This window comes from Enterococcus pernyi, assembly GCF_045371165.1.
In the GTDB taxonomy this organism is placed as follows: Bacteria; Bacillota; Bacilli; order Lactobacillales; family Enterococcaceae; genus Enterococcus_B; species Enterococcus_B pernyi.
Genome location: NZ_JBIQDM010000001.1, coordinates 296,178 through 310,725, shown reverse-complemented (window position 1 = coordinate 310,725; position 14,548 = coordinate 296,178). Strand labels below are relative to the sequence as shown.

The following is a 14,548-nucleotide window of genomic DNA, read 5'->3' as shown; positions in this document are numbered from 1 at the left end:
TTATCGTGGTTTTATTACTTGTTTCATAAGTATTTCTTAAGCAAACATATGTTTCGCACAGATTTTTCCACTTTTCCCACAAGTTGTTGATAACTTTTATGGACAATTATACGCATTTTTTACAAATACTTTTCCACAATTTCTGTGTATAAGTTTGTATTTAATTTTTTCATCTGAAAACAATTATTTTTCCTAATGTTTTTCATAAAAAGTTCACAGTCTGGAAGTAGACTAAATCTAGTAAATAAGTCTATACTTAACTTATCTAGAAAATAATAAATGGAGGCAGATCACATGGACAGAAGAGATGTGACACCAAAAATGAAAAAAAGAAAATCTAATGGCATTTGGCGAAAGCTAGGTCTTGGCGTAGTTGGTGGCGTGATTGGCGGATTACTGACTTTCGGTATTTTTTATGCAGCAACTGGAGGTGGTAACTCAGTAACGACTTCTTCTAGCAGTGGGACACAAAATGCATCAGGCGAAACAGTTGTCGAGAATGTAAAAGTCAATGTAGATTCAGATATCACTTCTGCAGTAGATAAAGTACAAGGAGCAGTTGTTTCTGTTATCAACCTACAAAAACAAAGTTCATCATCTGACCCGTTTGGTTCATTATTTGGCCAACAACAAGAAAGTAGTGGCGAAGATGGCGAATTGCAAGCTTACAGTGAAGGTAGCGGTGTGATCTATAAAAAAGAGGGCGGTTCCGCTTATATCGTGACGAATAATCACGTGGTCGATGGACAACAAGGGTTAGAAGTTTTATTAAAAGATGGAACAAAAGTGAAAGCAGAATTAGTCGGTACAGATGCTTACACTGATTTAGCTGTGTTGAAAATCAGTGCTGACAAAGTCGACACTGTTGCTTCATTTGGCGATTCTGCTTCATTGAAAGTCGGCGAACCTGCGATTGCGATTGGTTCTCCTCTAGGTTCTCAATACGCGAATTCCGTAACATCAGGGATCATTTCTTCCTTGAATCGCCAAGTGACAAGTACCAATGAATCTAATGAAACGGTCAATATCAACGCGATTCAAACAGATGCAGCGATCAACCCGGGGAACTCTGGTGGTCCACTAGTTAATATCGAAGGACAAGTCATTGGTATCAATTCAAGTAAAATTGCATCGACTTCTGATTCTTCAAGTGTAAGTGTTGAAGGAATGGGCTTTGCGATTCCAAGTAATGATGTCGTAAATATCATCAATCAACTTGAAAAAGATGGAAAAGTAACACGCCCTGCACTGGGTATCACAATGACCGATCTTTCCGCCGTTTCTACACAACAACAGGAACAGATCTTGAAATTACCATCTTCTGTAACAAATGGCGTGATCATTCGTTCGGTTCAACCAGCAACGCCTGCGGAAAAAGCTGGCTTAGAACAATATGATGTCATCACAAAAATCGATGATACAGAAGTCTCATCTGGTGTTGAATTACAGTCTGTGCTTTATGGTAAAAAAGTTGGTGACACTGTGAAGATCACTTATTACCGTGGCGAAGAAGAAAAAACTGTAGATATCAAATTGACAATTGATAATACTGCATTAAATCAAGGAAATTCAAATAGTTCCAATGGCTCAAATAATTAATAAAAAAAGACGACTATCTCAGTGGAGGTAGTCGTCTTTTTTATTATTGCTAGTTTTTGAATGCTTCGCCAACTATCGCATCTTCAGGTAAAACTAAGATGCCTTTTTTCTCTGGGGCGTTAGGTACGTGAAGTTCCTTTGCAGAGCAAATCATTCCATCACTTTTGACCCCTCTTAATTCTCCAGGCCAAATCATCATACCGTCTGGCATCATTGCACCAGGTTTGGCAACGACTACTTTTTGACCTGCTTCGATATTTGGTGCGCCACAAACGATTTGTAAAACTTCACCACCATCTACTTCAGTTTCAGTTACAGATAAATGATCTGAATCTGGATGGGGTTCACAAGTTTTGACGTAACCAACAACGATTTTCGGCTGGTTGTCTTTTTCGAGTGTTTCTTCAAAGCCAGCTTCCTTGATCAAACGGTTCAATTCAGCTAGTTGTTCTTCTGAGATTGTTACTTGGCCGTTGCCTTCAATTGTTAGATGATCTGAGATATGGAAAAAGTTCCATGCAACGATTTGGCCAGATTCATCTTTGATCTGCGCAACATTCCATTTGCGAATAGCGGTATTTTCCGTCCCTTTATCGTCGGCTACGATCACCATTAGTGTGTCGCCCACATGTGCGCGATTATAAGCAAAAATCATTTTGTTTCCTCCAATATCATTTGTTGAAGTTGTTTTTTATTTATGGCAACTGAATACATCGTACTTTCGGGAAACCCCACATAGTCCAGCGCCAAACTCTCTTGCTTTATCTTAACAAAAAAAGGCGGTTCTTGCATGATAAATTCTCTTAGAAAAGCTTGCCGGAATAAAAAGAAAGCACGGATCACAAAAAAAGACGAGGAAACGAAATGCACCATCTTTCGTTTCCTCGTCTTTTTTGTTCAAGGATCTGCCTATTGAATCAAAAACTAGGCTTCTCTTGGTTCTGAAACGACTAAGACATCACACGGAGCTTGTCGAATCACATAGCTTGCCACACTACCAGTCATAAAACGTTCAACGGCATTTAACCCTGATTGACCAATCATGATCAAGTCGATTTGATATTTCTTTGGTAGTTTTACTGCCATAGATTCTCTGACCGAACCGTAAGCCACAATACCTTCTATTTTTTGGTAGTCAACGGATTTGCCGTAATTTTTACATTCTTCAATCAATTCTTTTGCTGATTCAGTCTGTTGATCGATCAAGGATTGGTCAATAGGCGTATACCCCATAAATTGATAAAATTGTTGGTCGATCACATTCGTCGCATATACTGTGCCTTCATTTCTACGAGCTACCTCAACGGCTTTTTTGAATGCAGCAAACGCTTGCTCGCTTCCGTCAATTCCAACTAATATTTTCTTATATGCTTGTTCCATTTTTCCCACTCCTCTCGTTTCTCACTGCTGAATCGTTTTTTTTAAAAATTGTTCGATTTCTTCTTTTGTTTTACGATCTTTATTGACCAGACGACCTAGCTCTTTCCCATCTTTGATGACAATAAAACTTGGAATACCGAAAATATTCCATTCTGCTGCTAAGTCGATATACGCATCACGATCCATTTCGACAAATGTCCAATCTGAAAAGCGACGCTCGATCTCTGGCATTTGTGGTTTGATGAAGCGACAATCACCACACCAATCGGCAGTAAAGAAAAAGATATGATTGCCTTTTTCAACATAACCGGCTACTTCTTCAAGACTTTTAGGAGTAATCATAGGTTTACACTTCTTTCTTATTCTATATTTTACTTAAATTATACACCTTTACAAAAAACTGACCAAACTATATCTAAAAAATAAAAAACGAGCAAAAGCGGATAGCCTTCACTCGTTGATTACTTATTTTCCGTAAACGATCGTATTCACCGTTGATTTATCTAAGCCCTTCAATGTTTGGATCAACATTTCTCTGGCTGCTTCAAAGTCACGGATACTAAACATCGTTTGATGCGTATGGATATAGCGCCCAACCACACCGATAACGGTACTTGGGATTCCTTCATTTTGTGTATGAGCAGCACCCGCGTCGGTACCACCTTTTGATACAAAGTATTGATATGGAATATTGTTTGTTTCAGCAATATCTAGTAAATATTCACGTAAACGTGGCAACATGATCAATCCTGGATCTTGGATACGCATCAAGGTGCCTTCTCCTAGATGACCAAATGTGCCTTTTTTCGTTACTGTATCATCTGCTGCAGAGCAGTCTACCGCAAAGAATAGATCAGGTTTGAATTTGTTCACTGAAGCTTTTGATCCACGTAAACCAACTTCTTCCTGGACGTTAGCGCCGGCGATCAGCGTATGACCTAATGTTTCTTTTTCTAGGGCTTCTAATGCTTCCAAGACCATCGTACAACCGTAACGGTTATCCCATGACTTACTGATAATATTTTTGCCGTTTGCTGTTTTGATCGTTTCTGCATAAGGTACGATCGTATCTCCTGGTAGGACACCAAAACTCATTGCTTCTTCTTTTGATTCAAAACCAGCATCAAATAAAATATCTGTTACTTCGACTGACTTTTGACCGCTTGTACCACGTAATAAATGTGGAGGCACGGAAGAAGAAATACATGGGTAATTTTTCCCTGTTGATGTCTTCAATGTAAAGCGTTGAGCCGACACTACATAAGGATTCCAACCGCCTAGCGGAACCACTTTGAACAATCCGTTATCTTGGATTTGTGTCAACATAAAACCAACTTCATCCATGTGTGCTGCCACCATGACACGAGGGGCATCCGCTTCTTGGTGATGGCGCAATCCAAAGATCCCACCTAATCCATCTAATTGTAATTCATCAACTAGTGGCTCCATGTGTTGTTCCATGTACGCGCGGATATCTTGTTCAAAACCGCTTGTTCCTTGTAATTCTGTTAATTCTTTGATACGTTGAAATGTTTTTTCATCCATAATAATGATCGTCTATAATTCAGACTTGTCTCCTTTCAATCTCAGCTTTGATTTGTCTTAAAAAAATAGCATCTGGACAAATCTATCGTGATCATTATACCGTATTTTATTTCAAAACGGTTATTTATTTCAAAGAAAATCCGATAGTGTGGTAAAATAAAGCCAAAGAAACTTGTGTAATTGTAAAGGAGGGCAAGCAGTATGTATGAAGAAAGTGAACAGGCCTATTTCAAAGGTGGTTTAGCTGTCGGACTTGGTTTAGGATTATTAAGTGGCGTGGCAACTGCACTATGGTACAACCGTAACAAAACGATGTCCGCTGATGAAGTCTTAGCTACCATCAAAGAAGCATTTTTAGACGAAGGCTCGATTGAAGGCTCCTGGATCTCTTTTGAGAAAGAACCGACACGTAAATTTGCAATCCATTCAAAAGCTTATCGTGGTGGGATTTCTCGCATAGAAGATGGTGAAGTCGTCTATTATGAATTTTTAGCAGATGCCTATACTGGTACTGTTTTAGATATTTCTAGAAAAAAAGGAACAGATGCTTGATTTCATTTTTAAAAGATTCTCTTAGAAATAGGCTTTCCTATGGATAAGAGCTTCTTTTTTTGCGTAAAAACTGGTATAAACGTACATGATAGGTTATGCTTAGTTTAAACTTTTTCAATTTATTTAGGAGAGTGAAAAATGAATCACACAGAAAAAATTGCTGTCCTGATTCCTTGTTATAATGAAGAAGCAACGATTCCCACAGTCATTGCCGACTTTAAACGAGAGTTACCAGAAGCAGATATTTATGTATACGATAATAACTCAACGGATAACACCTACGACTTAGCAGTTGCCGCGGGTGCTATTGTAAAAAAAGAACCTCGTCAAGGTAAAGGAAATGTCATACGTCAAATGTTTTTTGACATTGATGCAGATTATTATTTGATGGTAGACGGAGATGATACATATCCAGCCGAAGCCGTACATGGACTTTTAGAAAAATTACGTTCTGGCGAAGCTGATATGGTTATTGGCGACCGTCTTTCTAATGGCACTTACTTTGAAGAAAATAAACGCGCCTTCCATGATTTTGGCAATAATTTAGTTAAAAATACGATCACTCGTTTATATAAAACAAAAATAAGAGACGTGATGACTGGCTATCGCGGATTTAATCGTATTTTTGTTAAAAGCTTCCCAATCATGAGTGCGGGATTCCAAATCGAAACGGAATTGACCATTCATGCCTTAGATAAAAAATTCAAATTAGTTGAGCTCCCTATTGATTACCGTGATCGCCCAGAAGGTAGCGAATCAAAATTGAATACCTTTTCTGATGGCTTCAAAGTCATTATGATGATTATTAAAATGTGTAAAGATTATAAACCTATCCTATTTTTCAATATCTGGACAGTCATTTTCTTTTTAGCTGGTCTGTTCACTGGGATTCCTGTCATTCGGGAGTTTATGTTGACGAGCTTTATTACTAAAGTCCCTTCAGCCATATTAAGTACAGGATTGATGATCCTAGCTTTACTTTCACTAGTTACCGGTATGATTTTAGATACGGTCGTTACAAATGCAAAGAAAGAGTACGAACTGAACCTCTATCATGTTTATCATGAGTATCATCAAAATAAAAAAGAAGAGAGATGATTTTATGCAATCATCCCTCTTCTTTTTTATCTTATCATTTATTTCTCTGATGCAATCGTCACAAACTTCACTTCGACATATTCTTCTACCCCAAAAGTTCCGTTCTCACGGCCAAATCCTGAATGTTTGACTCCCCCAAATGGCGTCGCAGAATTTGAGATGGCCGTGTCATTGACGCCAACCATGCCATATTGCAATTTATTGCTTACATTGTGGATCGTATGGATATTTGTCGCAAAGAAATACGATGCTAAACCAAAAATCGTATCATTGGCATCTTTGATTACTTGTTCTTCGTCTTCAAATGTAATGATTGGAATCACTGGTCCAAATGTTTCATTGTAGAAAATATCCATTTCCTTTTTTACACCATCTAATACTGTCGGTTCAAAGAAGAAGCCATTTGCATATTCTCCGTCCGTTAGACGATGACCGCCAGCCAAGATTTCTGCTCCTTTAGCTACTGCATCTTCTAGTTGTTCTTCAACTTTTTTTACGCCTTCTTCATTGATCAATGGCCCCGTAGTTGGATCGTCTAATCCATTTCCAACAGTCACTTCTCTGATTTTTTCCACAATCAATTTTGTTGCTTGTTCTTTGATTTCTTTATGGATAAAAATTCGATTTGGTGACGTACATACTTGTCCATTGTTGATAAATTTCGTTTTGATCAATGTATCGACTGCTAATTCTACATCAGCATCTGGAAAAATAATAAATGGCGCATGTCCACCTAGCTCCATGGAAACTTTTTTCAAGGTAGGTGCTGCTTGTTCATTTAGAATTTGTCCGACTTCTGTTGAGCCTGTGAATGTGATTTTTTGGATATCATCCGATTCAGATAAAATCTTCCCGATCGTTGAGGAATCACCCATGACGATATTTACAACGCCATCTGGAAAGCCAGCTTTGTGGAATAGTTCCATCAGCGCAAGTGCTGATAAAGGTGTTGATTTTGCTGGTTTTAAGATAACCGTACATCCTGCGGCGATTGCCGGTGAGATTTTACGAATGATCATATTAGAAGGAAAATTCCATGGTGTGATGGCACCGACGACACCAATTGGTTGTTTACGTGCTTGCCATTGTTTTCCTTCAGGTGAAGGAATGATTTCTCCCATGATTCGTTGACCTTGCGCTGCATTCCAGCGAAGGTTCTCGACATTTGTTTGGATTTCTGCCGTCGCTTGAGCAAGCGGTTTTCCTTGTTCCATCGTCATGATTTTTGCTAAACGTTCACTGTCTTCTTCTACAAGATCAGCCATTTTATTCATTAATTTTGCTCGTTCGCTTGGTGCTGTTCTTGACCAATCTTCGAAAGCCTTGTTGGCAGCCTTGATTGCTTCTTTTGTCTCTTTTTCGCCACCTTGTTGAACGCTTGCTAATGTTTCACCAGTTGTTGGATTGACGACATCAACTGTTCCTTCAGAGCCTTCAAGCCATTTGCCATTAATATAAAGATGAGTTTCTACTTGCGGTAAATCATATTTCCCCATAGTTTTCCTCCTCTATTCTTAATTACATAACAACCGTAACACTAATAAAGTCAAAGCTCAAACCATCTGTTTAGTATGAATCGATCCAACTTAGACCTACATCTTCAATTTTTTCGTTCTTTTGAAGAATAAATTGATCGTTCATTCAAAACCTTTGTTACAATGAAATAGAAGTATCACTATAATTTTATCCTACGACTAAAGGAGTGCTTTTATGGGACTATTTGATGGCTTGATGGGAAATGCTACCCAAAAAGATACAACCAATATCACAAGAGAAGTTCAAGAAATCCTGATTCCAATGGAACAGGTAGAGTTAGCGTTCAAATTAGTACGTGATTTGATTATTTTTACCGACCGTCGGATGATTATCGTCGATAAACAAGGAATGACCGGTAAAAAAAGCGAATATAAATCGATCCCTTACCGTTCGATTTCACGTTTTTCGATTGAAACAAGTGGGCATTTTGATTTAGATGCCGAATTGAAAATTTGGATCTCTAGCGCAGAATTACCCGCTGAATCGTTACAATTTAGAAAAGATAAGAATATCATCGCTGTACAACAGGCACTTGCTGCAGCTGTTTTATCTTAAACTTACGATCATCACAAAGAGCCTCCACATCCAAAACTTGAAGAATTTTGGGTGTGGAGGCTGATTGTGCATTGTTGACGACTTATGCAAAAACGCTTCTAGAGACTTAAAATTTTATAATACATAGCCTTCATTTTTTGATCTTTTGTTCTTTTTTCTTTAAAGTCCATTTTTTCTAGTTTAAGTTTCTTCATATTTTTCTCTTTGATTTTATTGATTTCTGTAAAAGAACGTTGTTTGATACCCTCGATTTTTTGTCTTCTTTTCTCTTTTAACTTTTCTAGATCTTTTTCTCTCATCACGCTCTCCTTTCTTTCGAAGAAGTTTGGTTTCTAAGATTCACTGTGACCATACAAATCTAGAAAGTAGTATCAATCGAACAGGATGGCGGGACGTCCAAGTCTCTTCTATTCATATTCTAGATTTTTGAAAATTTATCTCTCTTTATTTTTTTCGCTTTGCACAATAGTCTGAGAATCACCACTGTGTAATACTTCTTTACTATCTTTAGTTACTTCTTTATTTCTGTCGACTTCATTTAATGCTTGCTCTTTAACTGATGCTAATTTACGCTGTTTTCTTTCTCTAAGCCCTTCCAATGTTTCGTGTTCCATCGTAATTCCCCCCTTTAATAATTATTCTATTGGATAAATGTCGAAAGAATGAACCAATTTTTTTTGAAAATAAAAAAAGTATTTCCTTCAAACTATAAAGTAAAAAATCCCGCCTAGATAGTCGCTTGTGAACATTCAGCAGACTAACTGTATTATTGATTCATCACTTAACTCTTCAAACAAATAAGAATATACAAAAAAAACTACATGTATCCACTTGATCCAGCGAATACATGCAACTATCTATTTTGCTATTATTTACTCATCCTATCAGCCTTGCTCTTTTTGAAGAAATTCCTTGAACCAATAGAAGCTTTTTTTAGGTATGCGTTTCATATCACGTAGATCATGATTTCCTCTATTGACGTAAACCATCCCGTATCTTTTTTCCATATCACCTTTTGAGCTAGGTAGATCAATTAATCCCCAGCCAAGATAACCTAGTACTTCACAGCCGTCAATGCTCATTGCATCTTTCATTGCTTTAATATGTTGTTCATGGTAATAAATGCGGTAGTCGTCTTCAATAGGTGTATGGCCATCCCAATTTTCCTGCGTGCCTATCCCATTTTCAACGGGAAAAATCGGTAGATTGTATTTTTGATACATCTTGTTGATGATATCTCTAAAGCCAAGAGGATCAATTCCTAGATTCCAGTCATTCATCGAAACAAATGGATTTTCTACTTCACCATACGTCAAATAATAATTTGGTGCAACGTCTGCTGGAATATTTTTATGACTGATACTTCCTGTACAATAGTAACTGAACGCTAAATAATCACTTGTTAGTCTTCCGATTTCAGTAAGTTCTTCCTCTGTCATGTCTACATTCAAATACTGTTTTTCAAACGTCAAAACTTGTTTCGAATAACTACGCCCACAAAAAGCATCCAAAAGATTCTGGTTGATAAACTCATCCCATTCTCTCGCAATTAATACATCTTTGGGGTGATTTGTCGCAGGGTACATATTGGAATAGGCTAACATCCCACCGATTTGTCCATCTGTCGTTTCATGGATATAGTTGGCGATTTTGGCATGTGCGACCATGATATTATGCGCGATTTGATGAATGTTATCCGTTGTATTTTCAGTATTCAATGTTCCCCCGTATAATAGTGCCAACGGTGTTGAATACAAGTTTTGTTCATTGAAAGTTACCCAATACTTGACTTTATTCTTGTAACGATCCACCATTTTTTTCCCATATTCCACAAAAGCATCTACGACGTGTTTACTCATAAAACCATCGTAATTTTGTGCAAGATGGAGTGGCATATCAAAATGATAGAGACATAGCATGGGTTCAATATTCCGTTTTAGCATCGCATCGATATAATGATCATAAAATAAGAGACCCTCTTCATTGAATGCTCCATCACCTGTAGGATTGACACGTGACCAAGAAGTTTGAAAGCGATAAAAATTCATACCCATTTCTTGCATCAAATCAAGATCTTCTTCATATCTATGATAGCGATCAATCCCATGTTTCCAATCTGAAGTAGTTTCAGTCGCTTCACGAACGTCATAAACAGACAATCCTTTTCCGCCTTCCTTCCAAGCACCTTCAGTTTGCATACTTGAGGAGGAATCTCCCCAGAAAAATTTTTCCTTTACCATCTTATCATCCCAATCATCGTTCTATTTATCATTTGTCTATTTCCTTTTAGCAATCGTTTAAGAAAGACTCATCTCAGCATTTATACGAGCAACCCGTTCACTGATTTTCAAGAATGGAAGATAGAAGAAGACTAACGCAACGATAATAACTGCTTGAACAACAATTGCTCGCCAATCACCTGCTGTTGCTAAAAATCCACTTAAAAATGGTGGTGTCGTCCATGGAATTGGAACCACACATTGATTAACTAGTTCCATCGATGTTGCTAAATAGCCAATGGTCGTACCTACGATCGGTGATAATACAAAAGGAATGATCATCGGTAAGTTGAAGACGATCGGTAATCCAAAAATCACAGGTTCATTGATGTTGAAAATATTAGGGCCTAACGCCAACTTAGATAAATCTTTATATGCTTGATAGTGACTAAAAATCAATATTGCTATCACTAAAGCAATGGTCGAACCAGTTCCCCCCATCAAAGCGCCATATACTTGGTGGAACGCTGAGTTGATGATGTGAGGAGCAGCCTCACCATTCGCAGTAGCTGCCATATTCTCATTCATATTTACCATCAATAATGGATCTAGGATCGGACCAGTGATGACAGATTGGTGAATACCGAATGAAAATAGTAAGTTGCCAAAACAAACTAAAAATAAGTAACCAATAAATGAAGTACCTACACCACGTAACGGTTCTTGGATGAATTGCTCAATGATTCTCATAAAATCATTTCCTGTTAGTTGGATCAAAAATGAAGCAAAGGCAAACAATGAAACGACAATGATCAATGGGAACATCGTGTTAAAAGATTTTCCTACTGCTGGCGGAACACTATCTCCTAAGTTGACTTGCAACTTTTTAGAACGTGTCAGACGAATGTATAGCTCTGTTGCCAATAATCCAGTAATGATTGCAGCAAATACTCCTTTTGAACCAATATTTCCGTAACTGATGACTCCACTGATTTCCACAGCCGTTTCCGCATTGATCGGTGTTGTCTCGATCATTGTTGGGAGTAACGTCAAAAATGCTGGAACAACAGCGATCACAACGCCGATTGGATTATCAAACCCTCTATTTTTTGACAAGAAATAGCCAATGGTGAGTACAAGAATAATCCCAGTGATATTAAGGGTCGAGTTCGTAATGATCGATCCCCAGTTTTGCCAAGATGCCATTGTGTCCGCGCTAATCATATTTTGGAACCAACCTGACGGATCTAACACTACCGAATTAATTAAAATAGCAATACCTGCTAAAATAAATAAAGGCATGATAGTAGCAAATGAATCACGCAGTGTTCTTAAATAAATTTGATTGCCGATTTTTTGAGCTGTTAAAACAAATCTTCCCATCAAAGCTTCCCTTTTTTTCTCATCCATTTATTTATGCCTCCTGAATTGTCTAAAGTTGTATATCAACTTCTAATACAGAATATCACCTGCAATAACTTTTGTAAATACATAATTAAAATTAGTATATACTTATTTGTCGACGAAAGAAAAAAGACCACACTTGATCGTGACAAGCACAGTCTTTTAAACATTATGATCTAATTGATGTCTGCTACTATTTTTCCTGACGTATAGGGATATCTTGTCTTAGATAGATCAAACGGCGTACCATCATCAAAAAAGACGATCTGATTGGTTTCCAAAATCGGGTCGCCTACCTCGATCTCAAACTCTTCACTATCTAAATGATTTGCCTTTGAAGCAATGATCACTCGACGGGCCGCACTAACCACATAACCTAACTCTTCTCTGATATAGTTATAGATGGACCCCTTTAAAATCTCTTCGTCCAAATTTTTGATGTACTTAAGAGGCATGATAGATGTCTCTATACTTCTCGCCTCTTCATTGACATATCTCACTCGTTTAATATCATAGACCGGATCAGTCGCCTTTATTTTCAATTCTTCAGACTCATAAGAAGTGGGAAAACGCACATCAAAGCGGATGATTTTACTAGTCACCGCCGTCCCTTCTTGAGCAGAAGTCCCAAATACGCTATTGATCTGGGTCACACTCTCATTGTCCTTTTTTATGTTGCTCCTAACATATGTCCCCGATCCCCGTCTTGTGTAAAGCAAAGATTCATCAATCAATAACTGTATCGCTTTTCTGACAGTTACTCGACTCGTATTATAGGTTTTTGCCAATGCTTCTTGGTTTGGTAATAGCTCGCCTTCTTTAAATTCACCCTCGATAATCTTATTTTTCAAAGAACGAGCAATTTCGATGTATTTAGGCATATTCATTTCACCCCCCCAAAAATTTGTATACACTTATTATATTAATAGAATAACAAGAAAATGTAAATAACCTTTACAACTTTAACTAACAAATAAACAAATGACTAGTCAGGAAGACGTTTATTCAATTATTAACATATCCGCTTTTTGGAATCCAAAAAAAGCCTTCAGAGAAGCCCAATTCTCTGAAGGCCAGGTGTCACTCAAGTCTTTGTCATTTGTTGCCTAATGATTTTATCATGTTATATCTAAGATAGGCGTACAACTATTTCTGACTTTTGTAATGAATGTTGAAGTACGAATAAAGATGATTTACTTTGCCAAACGGTAGATGGCATCTGCATAAATCGCTGTAGCACGGAATAAGTCATCTAGACTCATAAATTCATTTGCTTGGTGCATTGTATCTGTGTAGCCTGGAAACATTGCGCCATACGCAACACCGCGTTTTAATAAGCGTCCGTATGTGCCGCCACCGATGATTTGTTCGTAGCCTTTTTCGCCGGTATGATCTTCGTAGACTTGTAATAATGTTTCAACCAACGGATCATCCATTGGTACATAATGTGGTTCCATTACACGGGCACCACGAGTAACTGACGCACCTTCGTCTGCTACTGTTTTGTTCAGTTTGCTTTCTAATTCATCTGTGGTTGTGCCCTTAGGAAAACGGAAGTTCATGTTGATATAGTTATCGTCTTCTGAACCATTTTCTTTAAACGCAAACAACCCAGCGTTCATTGTTAGTTTACCCATTTTTTCGTCTTCGTGGGCAACGCCTAATTTCTCACCATAAAAGTCTTCATGGACGTAAGTAGCTGCCACATGGATGAATTGTTTAGCTGCACCAATAAATTCATAATCATCAAGGAAGCTCGCTAAGAAAGAGCCGGCATTGATCCCAGATTGTGGGCTTGCGCCATGTGCTCCTTTTCCGACTACGTTGATCGTAACAAATGTATGCTCTGCTTCGATCGAACCGTTGATTGGGTTTGCTTCAACAAATTCATAAAATGCCTTTTCTAAAGCAACTGCTGCATCTGCGCTTGGTACTTCGATTTTTGCAATCGCTGTTCCTGGCACCATGTTTTCACGTAAACCTGACGTAAATGATTTCAATACATAGTCACCGGCATTATCGCCTTTAAAACGGAATCCGAAAGAAACATTGCCTTTTTCTCCGTTGATGATCGGAAATTCCGCATCTGGTGAGAAACCGAAATCAGGTTCTTCTTCATGTTCAAAGTAGTAAGCCATATCTGCCCAACCACTTTCTTCGTCACTACCTACGACAAAGCGAACTTTTTTCGATAATTCTAAATCTAGGTCTTTGATGATTTTCATCGCATAATAGGCAGCCATACTTGGTCCTTTGTCATCACTTGACCCACGAGCAAAGATTTTTCCGTCTTTGATCACTGGTTCGTAAGGATCAGTATCCCAACCATCGCCAGCAGGCACAACATCCATATGCCCAAAAATCCCTAAGGTTTCGTCTCCTTCACCTAGATCGATGTGTCCTGCGTAATTGTCCACGTTTTTTACAACGAAGCCATCACGTTCACCATAAGCAAGCATGTGTTTCAATGCGTCACGAGGCCCAGGTCCAAATGGTGCATCTGCAGTTGCTTTTGAATCATCACGTTCACTGCTTACGCGTAAAAGATTTTTTAAGTCTTCAAGCAAGTCTTCTTTACGTGCTTCGACTTCTTTTTGCCAATTGATTGTCATAAAGTTACTCCTCCACTCATTCAGTCTACGAGTTCATCATAACATAAA

The 14,548-nt window shown here is 38.1% G+C and carries 16 protein-coding genes; 4 read left to right on the top strand and 12 right to left on the bottom strand.

All coding sequences use genetic code 11. From position 1 onward, the window contains the following. The first annotated feature begins 294 nt into the window (after nt 1-294). Nucleotides 295-1,599 (top strand): S1C family serine protease, encoded by a 1,305-nt coding sequence (locus ACH0AK_RS01585; RefSeq protein ID WP_010736524.1) that lies wholly within the window; start codon nt 295-297, stop codon nt 1,597-1,599. Nucleotides 1,600-1,648: 49 nt separating this feature from the next. Here the strand turns inward: ACH0AK_RS01585 and ytpR are convergent, their stop codons facing one another. From ytpR to pepA, 5 genes are all read right to left on the bottom strand, one after another. Beyond that, complete coding sequence (gene ytpR / locus ACH0AK_RS01580) at nt 1,649-2,254, bottom strand: YtpR family tRNA-binding protein (RefSeq protein WP_010736525.1); 606 nt, start codon at nt 2,252-2,254, stop codon at nt 1,649-1,651. Beyond that, nucleotides 2,251-2,472, bottom strand: a complete 222-nt coding sequence (locus ACH0AK_RS01575; RefSeq protein ID WP_010736526.1) for a hypothetical protein — start codon at nt 2,470-2,472, stop codon at nt 2,251-2,253. Before ACH0AK_RS01575 ends, ytpR begins: the two co-directional genes overlap by 4 nt. Before the next feature lie 51 nt (nt 2,473-2,523). Beyond that, complete coding sequence (locus ACH0AK_RS01570) at nt 2,524-2,979, bottom strand: universal stress protein (RefSeq protein ID WP_010736527.1); 456 nt, start codon at nt 2,977-2,979, stop codon at nt 2,524-2,526. Nucleotides 2,980-3,000: 21 nt separating this feature from the next. Beyond that, a complete protein-coding gene (locus ACH0AK_RS01565) occupies nt 3,001-3,321 on the bottom strand; it encodes a thioredoxin family protein (RefSeq protein ID WP_023518982.1) in 321 nt (106 codons plus the stop codon). A gap of 123 nt (nt 3,322-3,444) precedes the next feature. Beyond that, nucleotides 3,445-4,524, bottom strand: coding sequence for a glutamyl aminopeptidase (gene pepA, locus ACH0AK_RS01560; protein WP_023518981.1), 1,080 nt, complete (start codon nt 4,522-4,524; stop codon nt 3,445-3,447). Nucleotides 4,525-4,725: 201 nt separating this feature from the next. Here pepA and ACH0AK_RS01555 point away from each other — a divergent pair, with 201 nt between their 5' ends. Then, complete coding sequence (locus ACH0AK_RS01555; protein WP_019724280.1) at nt 4,726-5,076, top strand: PepSY domain-containing protein; 351 nt, start codon at nt 4,726-4,728, stop codon at nt 5,074-5,076. Nucleotides 5,077-5,214: 138 nt separating this feature from the next. After that, nucleotides 5,215-6,174 (top strand): glycosyltransferase family 2 protein, encoded by a 960-nt coding sequence (locus tag ACH0AK_RS01550; protein ID WP_062805833.1) that lies wholly within the window; start codon nt 5,215-5,217, stop codon nt 6,172-6,174. A 38-nt stretch (nt 6,175-6,212) separates the two neighbouring features. Here ACH0AK_RS01550 and ACH0AK_RS01545 read toward each other — a convergent pair whose 3' ends face one another. Then, entirely contained in the window at nt 6,213-7,670 is a 1,458-nt protein-coding gene (locus ACH0AK_RS01545; RefSeq protein ID WP_226075856.1) for an NAD-dependent succinate-semialdehyde dehydrogenase, read from the bottom strand. Between the two features lie 214 nt (nt 7,671-7,884). Between ACH0AK_RS01545 and ACH0AK_RS01540 the strand changes: the two genes are divergently transcribed. Beyond that, nucleotides 7,885-8,265: a PH domain-containing protein gene (locus tag ACH0AK_RS01540; RefSeq protein ID WP_010736533.1), complete on the top strand. Its 381-nt coding sequence runs from the start codon at nt 7,885-7,887 to the stop codon at nt 8,263-8,265. Nucleotides 8,266-8,363: 98 nt separating this feature from the next. Here the strand turns inward: ACH0AK_RS01540 and ACH0AK_RS01535 are convergent, their stop codons facing one another. From ACH0AK_RS01535 to pepV, 6 genes are all read right to left on the bottom strand, one after another. Continuing rightward, the gene (locus tag ACH0AK_RS01535; RefSeq protein ID WP_010736534.1) at nt 8,364-8,564 is read right to left on the bottom strand and encodes a hypothetical protein; all 201 of its coding nucleotides are present in this window, start codon (nt 8,562-8,564) and stop codon (nt 8,364-8,366) included. A gap of 135 nt (nt 8,565-8,699) precedes the next feature. Beyond that, on the bottom strand, nt 8,700-8,879 hold the full coding sequence (locus ACH0AK_RS01530; protein ID WP_010736535.1) for a hypothetical protein: 180 nt from the start codon (nt 8,877-8,879) through the stop codon (nt 8,700-8,702). Nucleotides 8,880-9,149: 270 nt separating this feature from the next. Next, a complete protein-coding gene (locus tag ACH0AK_RS01525; RefSeq protein ID WP_010736536.1) occupies nt 9,150-10,505 on the bottom strand; it encodes a glycoside hydrolase family 1 protein in 1,356 nt (451 codons plus the stop codon). Between the two features lie 57 nt (nt 10,506-10,562). Continuing rightward, complete coding sequence (locus tag ACH0AK_RS01520) at nt 10,563-11,894, bottom strand: PTS sugar transporter subunit IIC (protein WP_023518975.1); 1,332 nt, start codon at nt 11,892-11,894, stop codon at nt 10,563-10,565. 170 nt (nt 11,895-12,064) lie between these two features. Continuing rightward, the gene (locus ACH0AK_RS01515) at nt 12,065-12,775 is read right to left on the bottom strand and encodes a GntR family transcriptional regulator (protein ID WP_010736538.1); all 711 of its coding nucleotides are present in this window, start codon (nt 12,773-12,775) and stop codon (nt 12,065-12,067) included. A 306-nt stretch (nt 12,776-13,081) separates the two neighbouring features. After that, nucleotides 13,082-14,500 (bottom strand): dipeptidase PepV, encoded by a 1,419-nt coding sequence (gene pepV / locus ACH0AK_RS01510; RefSeq protein ID WP_137071932.1) that lies wholly within the window; start codon nt 14,498-14,500, stop codon nt 13,082-13,084. Nucleotides 14,501-14,548 lie beyond the last annotated feature (48 nt).

What these genes read in the sequence shown, in the direction of transcription:
- ACH0AK_RS01585 (WP_010736524.1), top strand. Translation starts at nt 295, where the DNA reads ATGGACAGAAGAGATGTGACACCAAAAATGAAAAAAAGAAAATCTAAT.
- ytpR (WP_010736525.1), bottom strand. Translation starts at nt 2,254, where the DNA reads ATGATTTTTGCTTATAATCGCGCACATGTGGGCGACACACTAATGGTG.
- ACH0AK_RS01575 (WP_010736526.1), bottom strand. Translation starts at nt 2,472, where the DNA reads ATGGTGCATTTCGTTTCCTCGTCTTTTTTTGTGATCCGTGCTTTCTTT.
- ACH0AK_RS01570 (WP_010736527.1), bottom strand. Translation starts at nt 2,979, where the DNA reads ATGGAACAAGCATATAAGAAAATATTAGTTGGAATTGACGGAAGCGAG.
- ACH0AK_RS01565 (WP_023518982.1), bottom strand. Translation starts at nt 3,321, where the DNA reads ATGATTACTCCTAAAAGTCTTGAAGAAGTAGCCGGTTATGTTGAAAAA.
- pepA (WP_023518981.1), bottom strand. Translation starts at nt 4,524, where the DNA reads ATGGATGAAAAAACATTTCAACGTATCAAAGAATTAACAGAATTACAA.
- ACH0AK_RS01555 (WP_019724280.1), top strand. Translation starts at nt 4,726, where the DNA reads ATGTATGAAGAAAGTGAACAGGCCTATTTCAAAGGTGGTTTAGCTGTC.
- ACH0AK_RS01550 (WP_062805833.1), top strand. Translation starts at nt 5,215, where the DNA reads ATGAATCACACAGAAAAAATTGCTGTCCTGATTCCTTGTTATAATGAA.
- ACH0AK_RS01545 (WP_226075856.1), bottom strand. Translation starts at nt 7,670, where the DNA reads ATGGGGAAATATGATTTACCGCAAGTAGAAACTCATCTTTATATTAAT.
- ACH0AK_RS01540 (WP_010736533.1), top strand. Translation starts at nt 7,885, where the DNA reads ATGGGACTATTTGATGGCTTGATGGGAAATGCTACCCAAAAAGATACA.
- ACH0AK_RS01535 (WP_010736534.1), bottom strand. Translation starts at nt 8,564, where the DNA reads ATGAGAGAAAAAGATCTAGAAAAGTTAAAAGAGAAAAGAAGACAAAAA.
- ACH0AK_RS01530 (WP_010736535.1), bottom strand. Translation starts at nt 8,879, where the DNA reads ATGGAACACGAAACATTGGAAGGGCTTAGAGAAAGAAAACAGCGTAAA.
- ACH0AK_RS01525 (WP_010736536.1), bottom strand. Translation starts at nt 10,505, where the DNA reads ATGGTAAAGGAAAAATTTTTCTGGGGAGATTCCTCCTCAAGTATGCAA.
- ACH0AK_RS01520 (WP_023518975.1), bottom strand. Translation starts at nt 11,894, where the DNA reads ATGGATGAGAAAAAAAGGGAAGCTTTGATGGGAAGATTTGTTTTAACA.
- ACH0AK_RS01515 (WP_010736538.1), bottom strand. Translation starts at nt 12,775, where the DNA reads ATGAATATGCCTAAATACATCGAAATTGCTCGTTCTTTGAAAAATAAG.
- pepV (WP_137071932.1), bottom strand. Translation starts at nt 14,500, where the DNA reads ATGACAATCAATTGGCAAAAAGAAGTCGAAGCACGTAAAGAAGACTTG.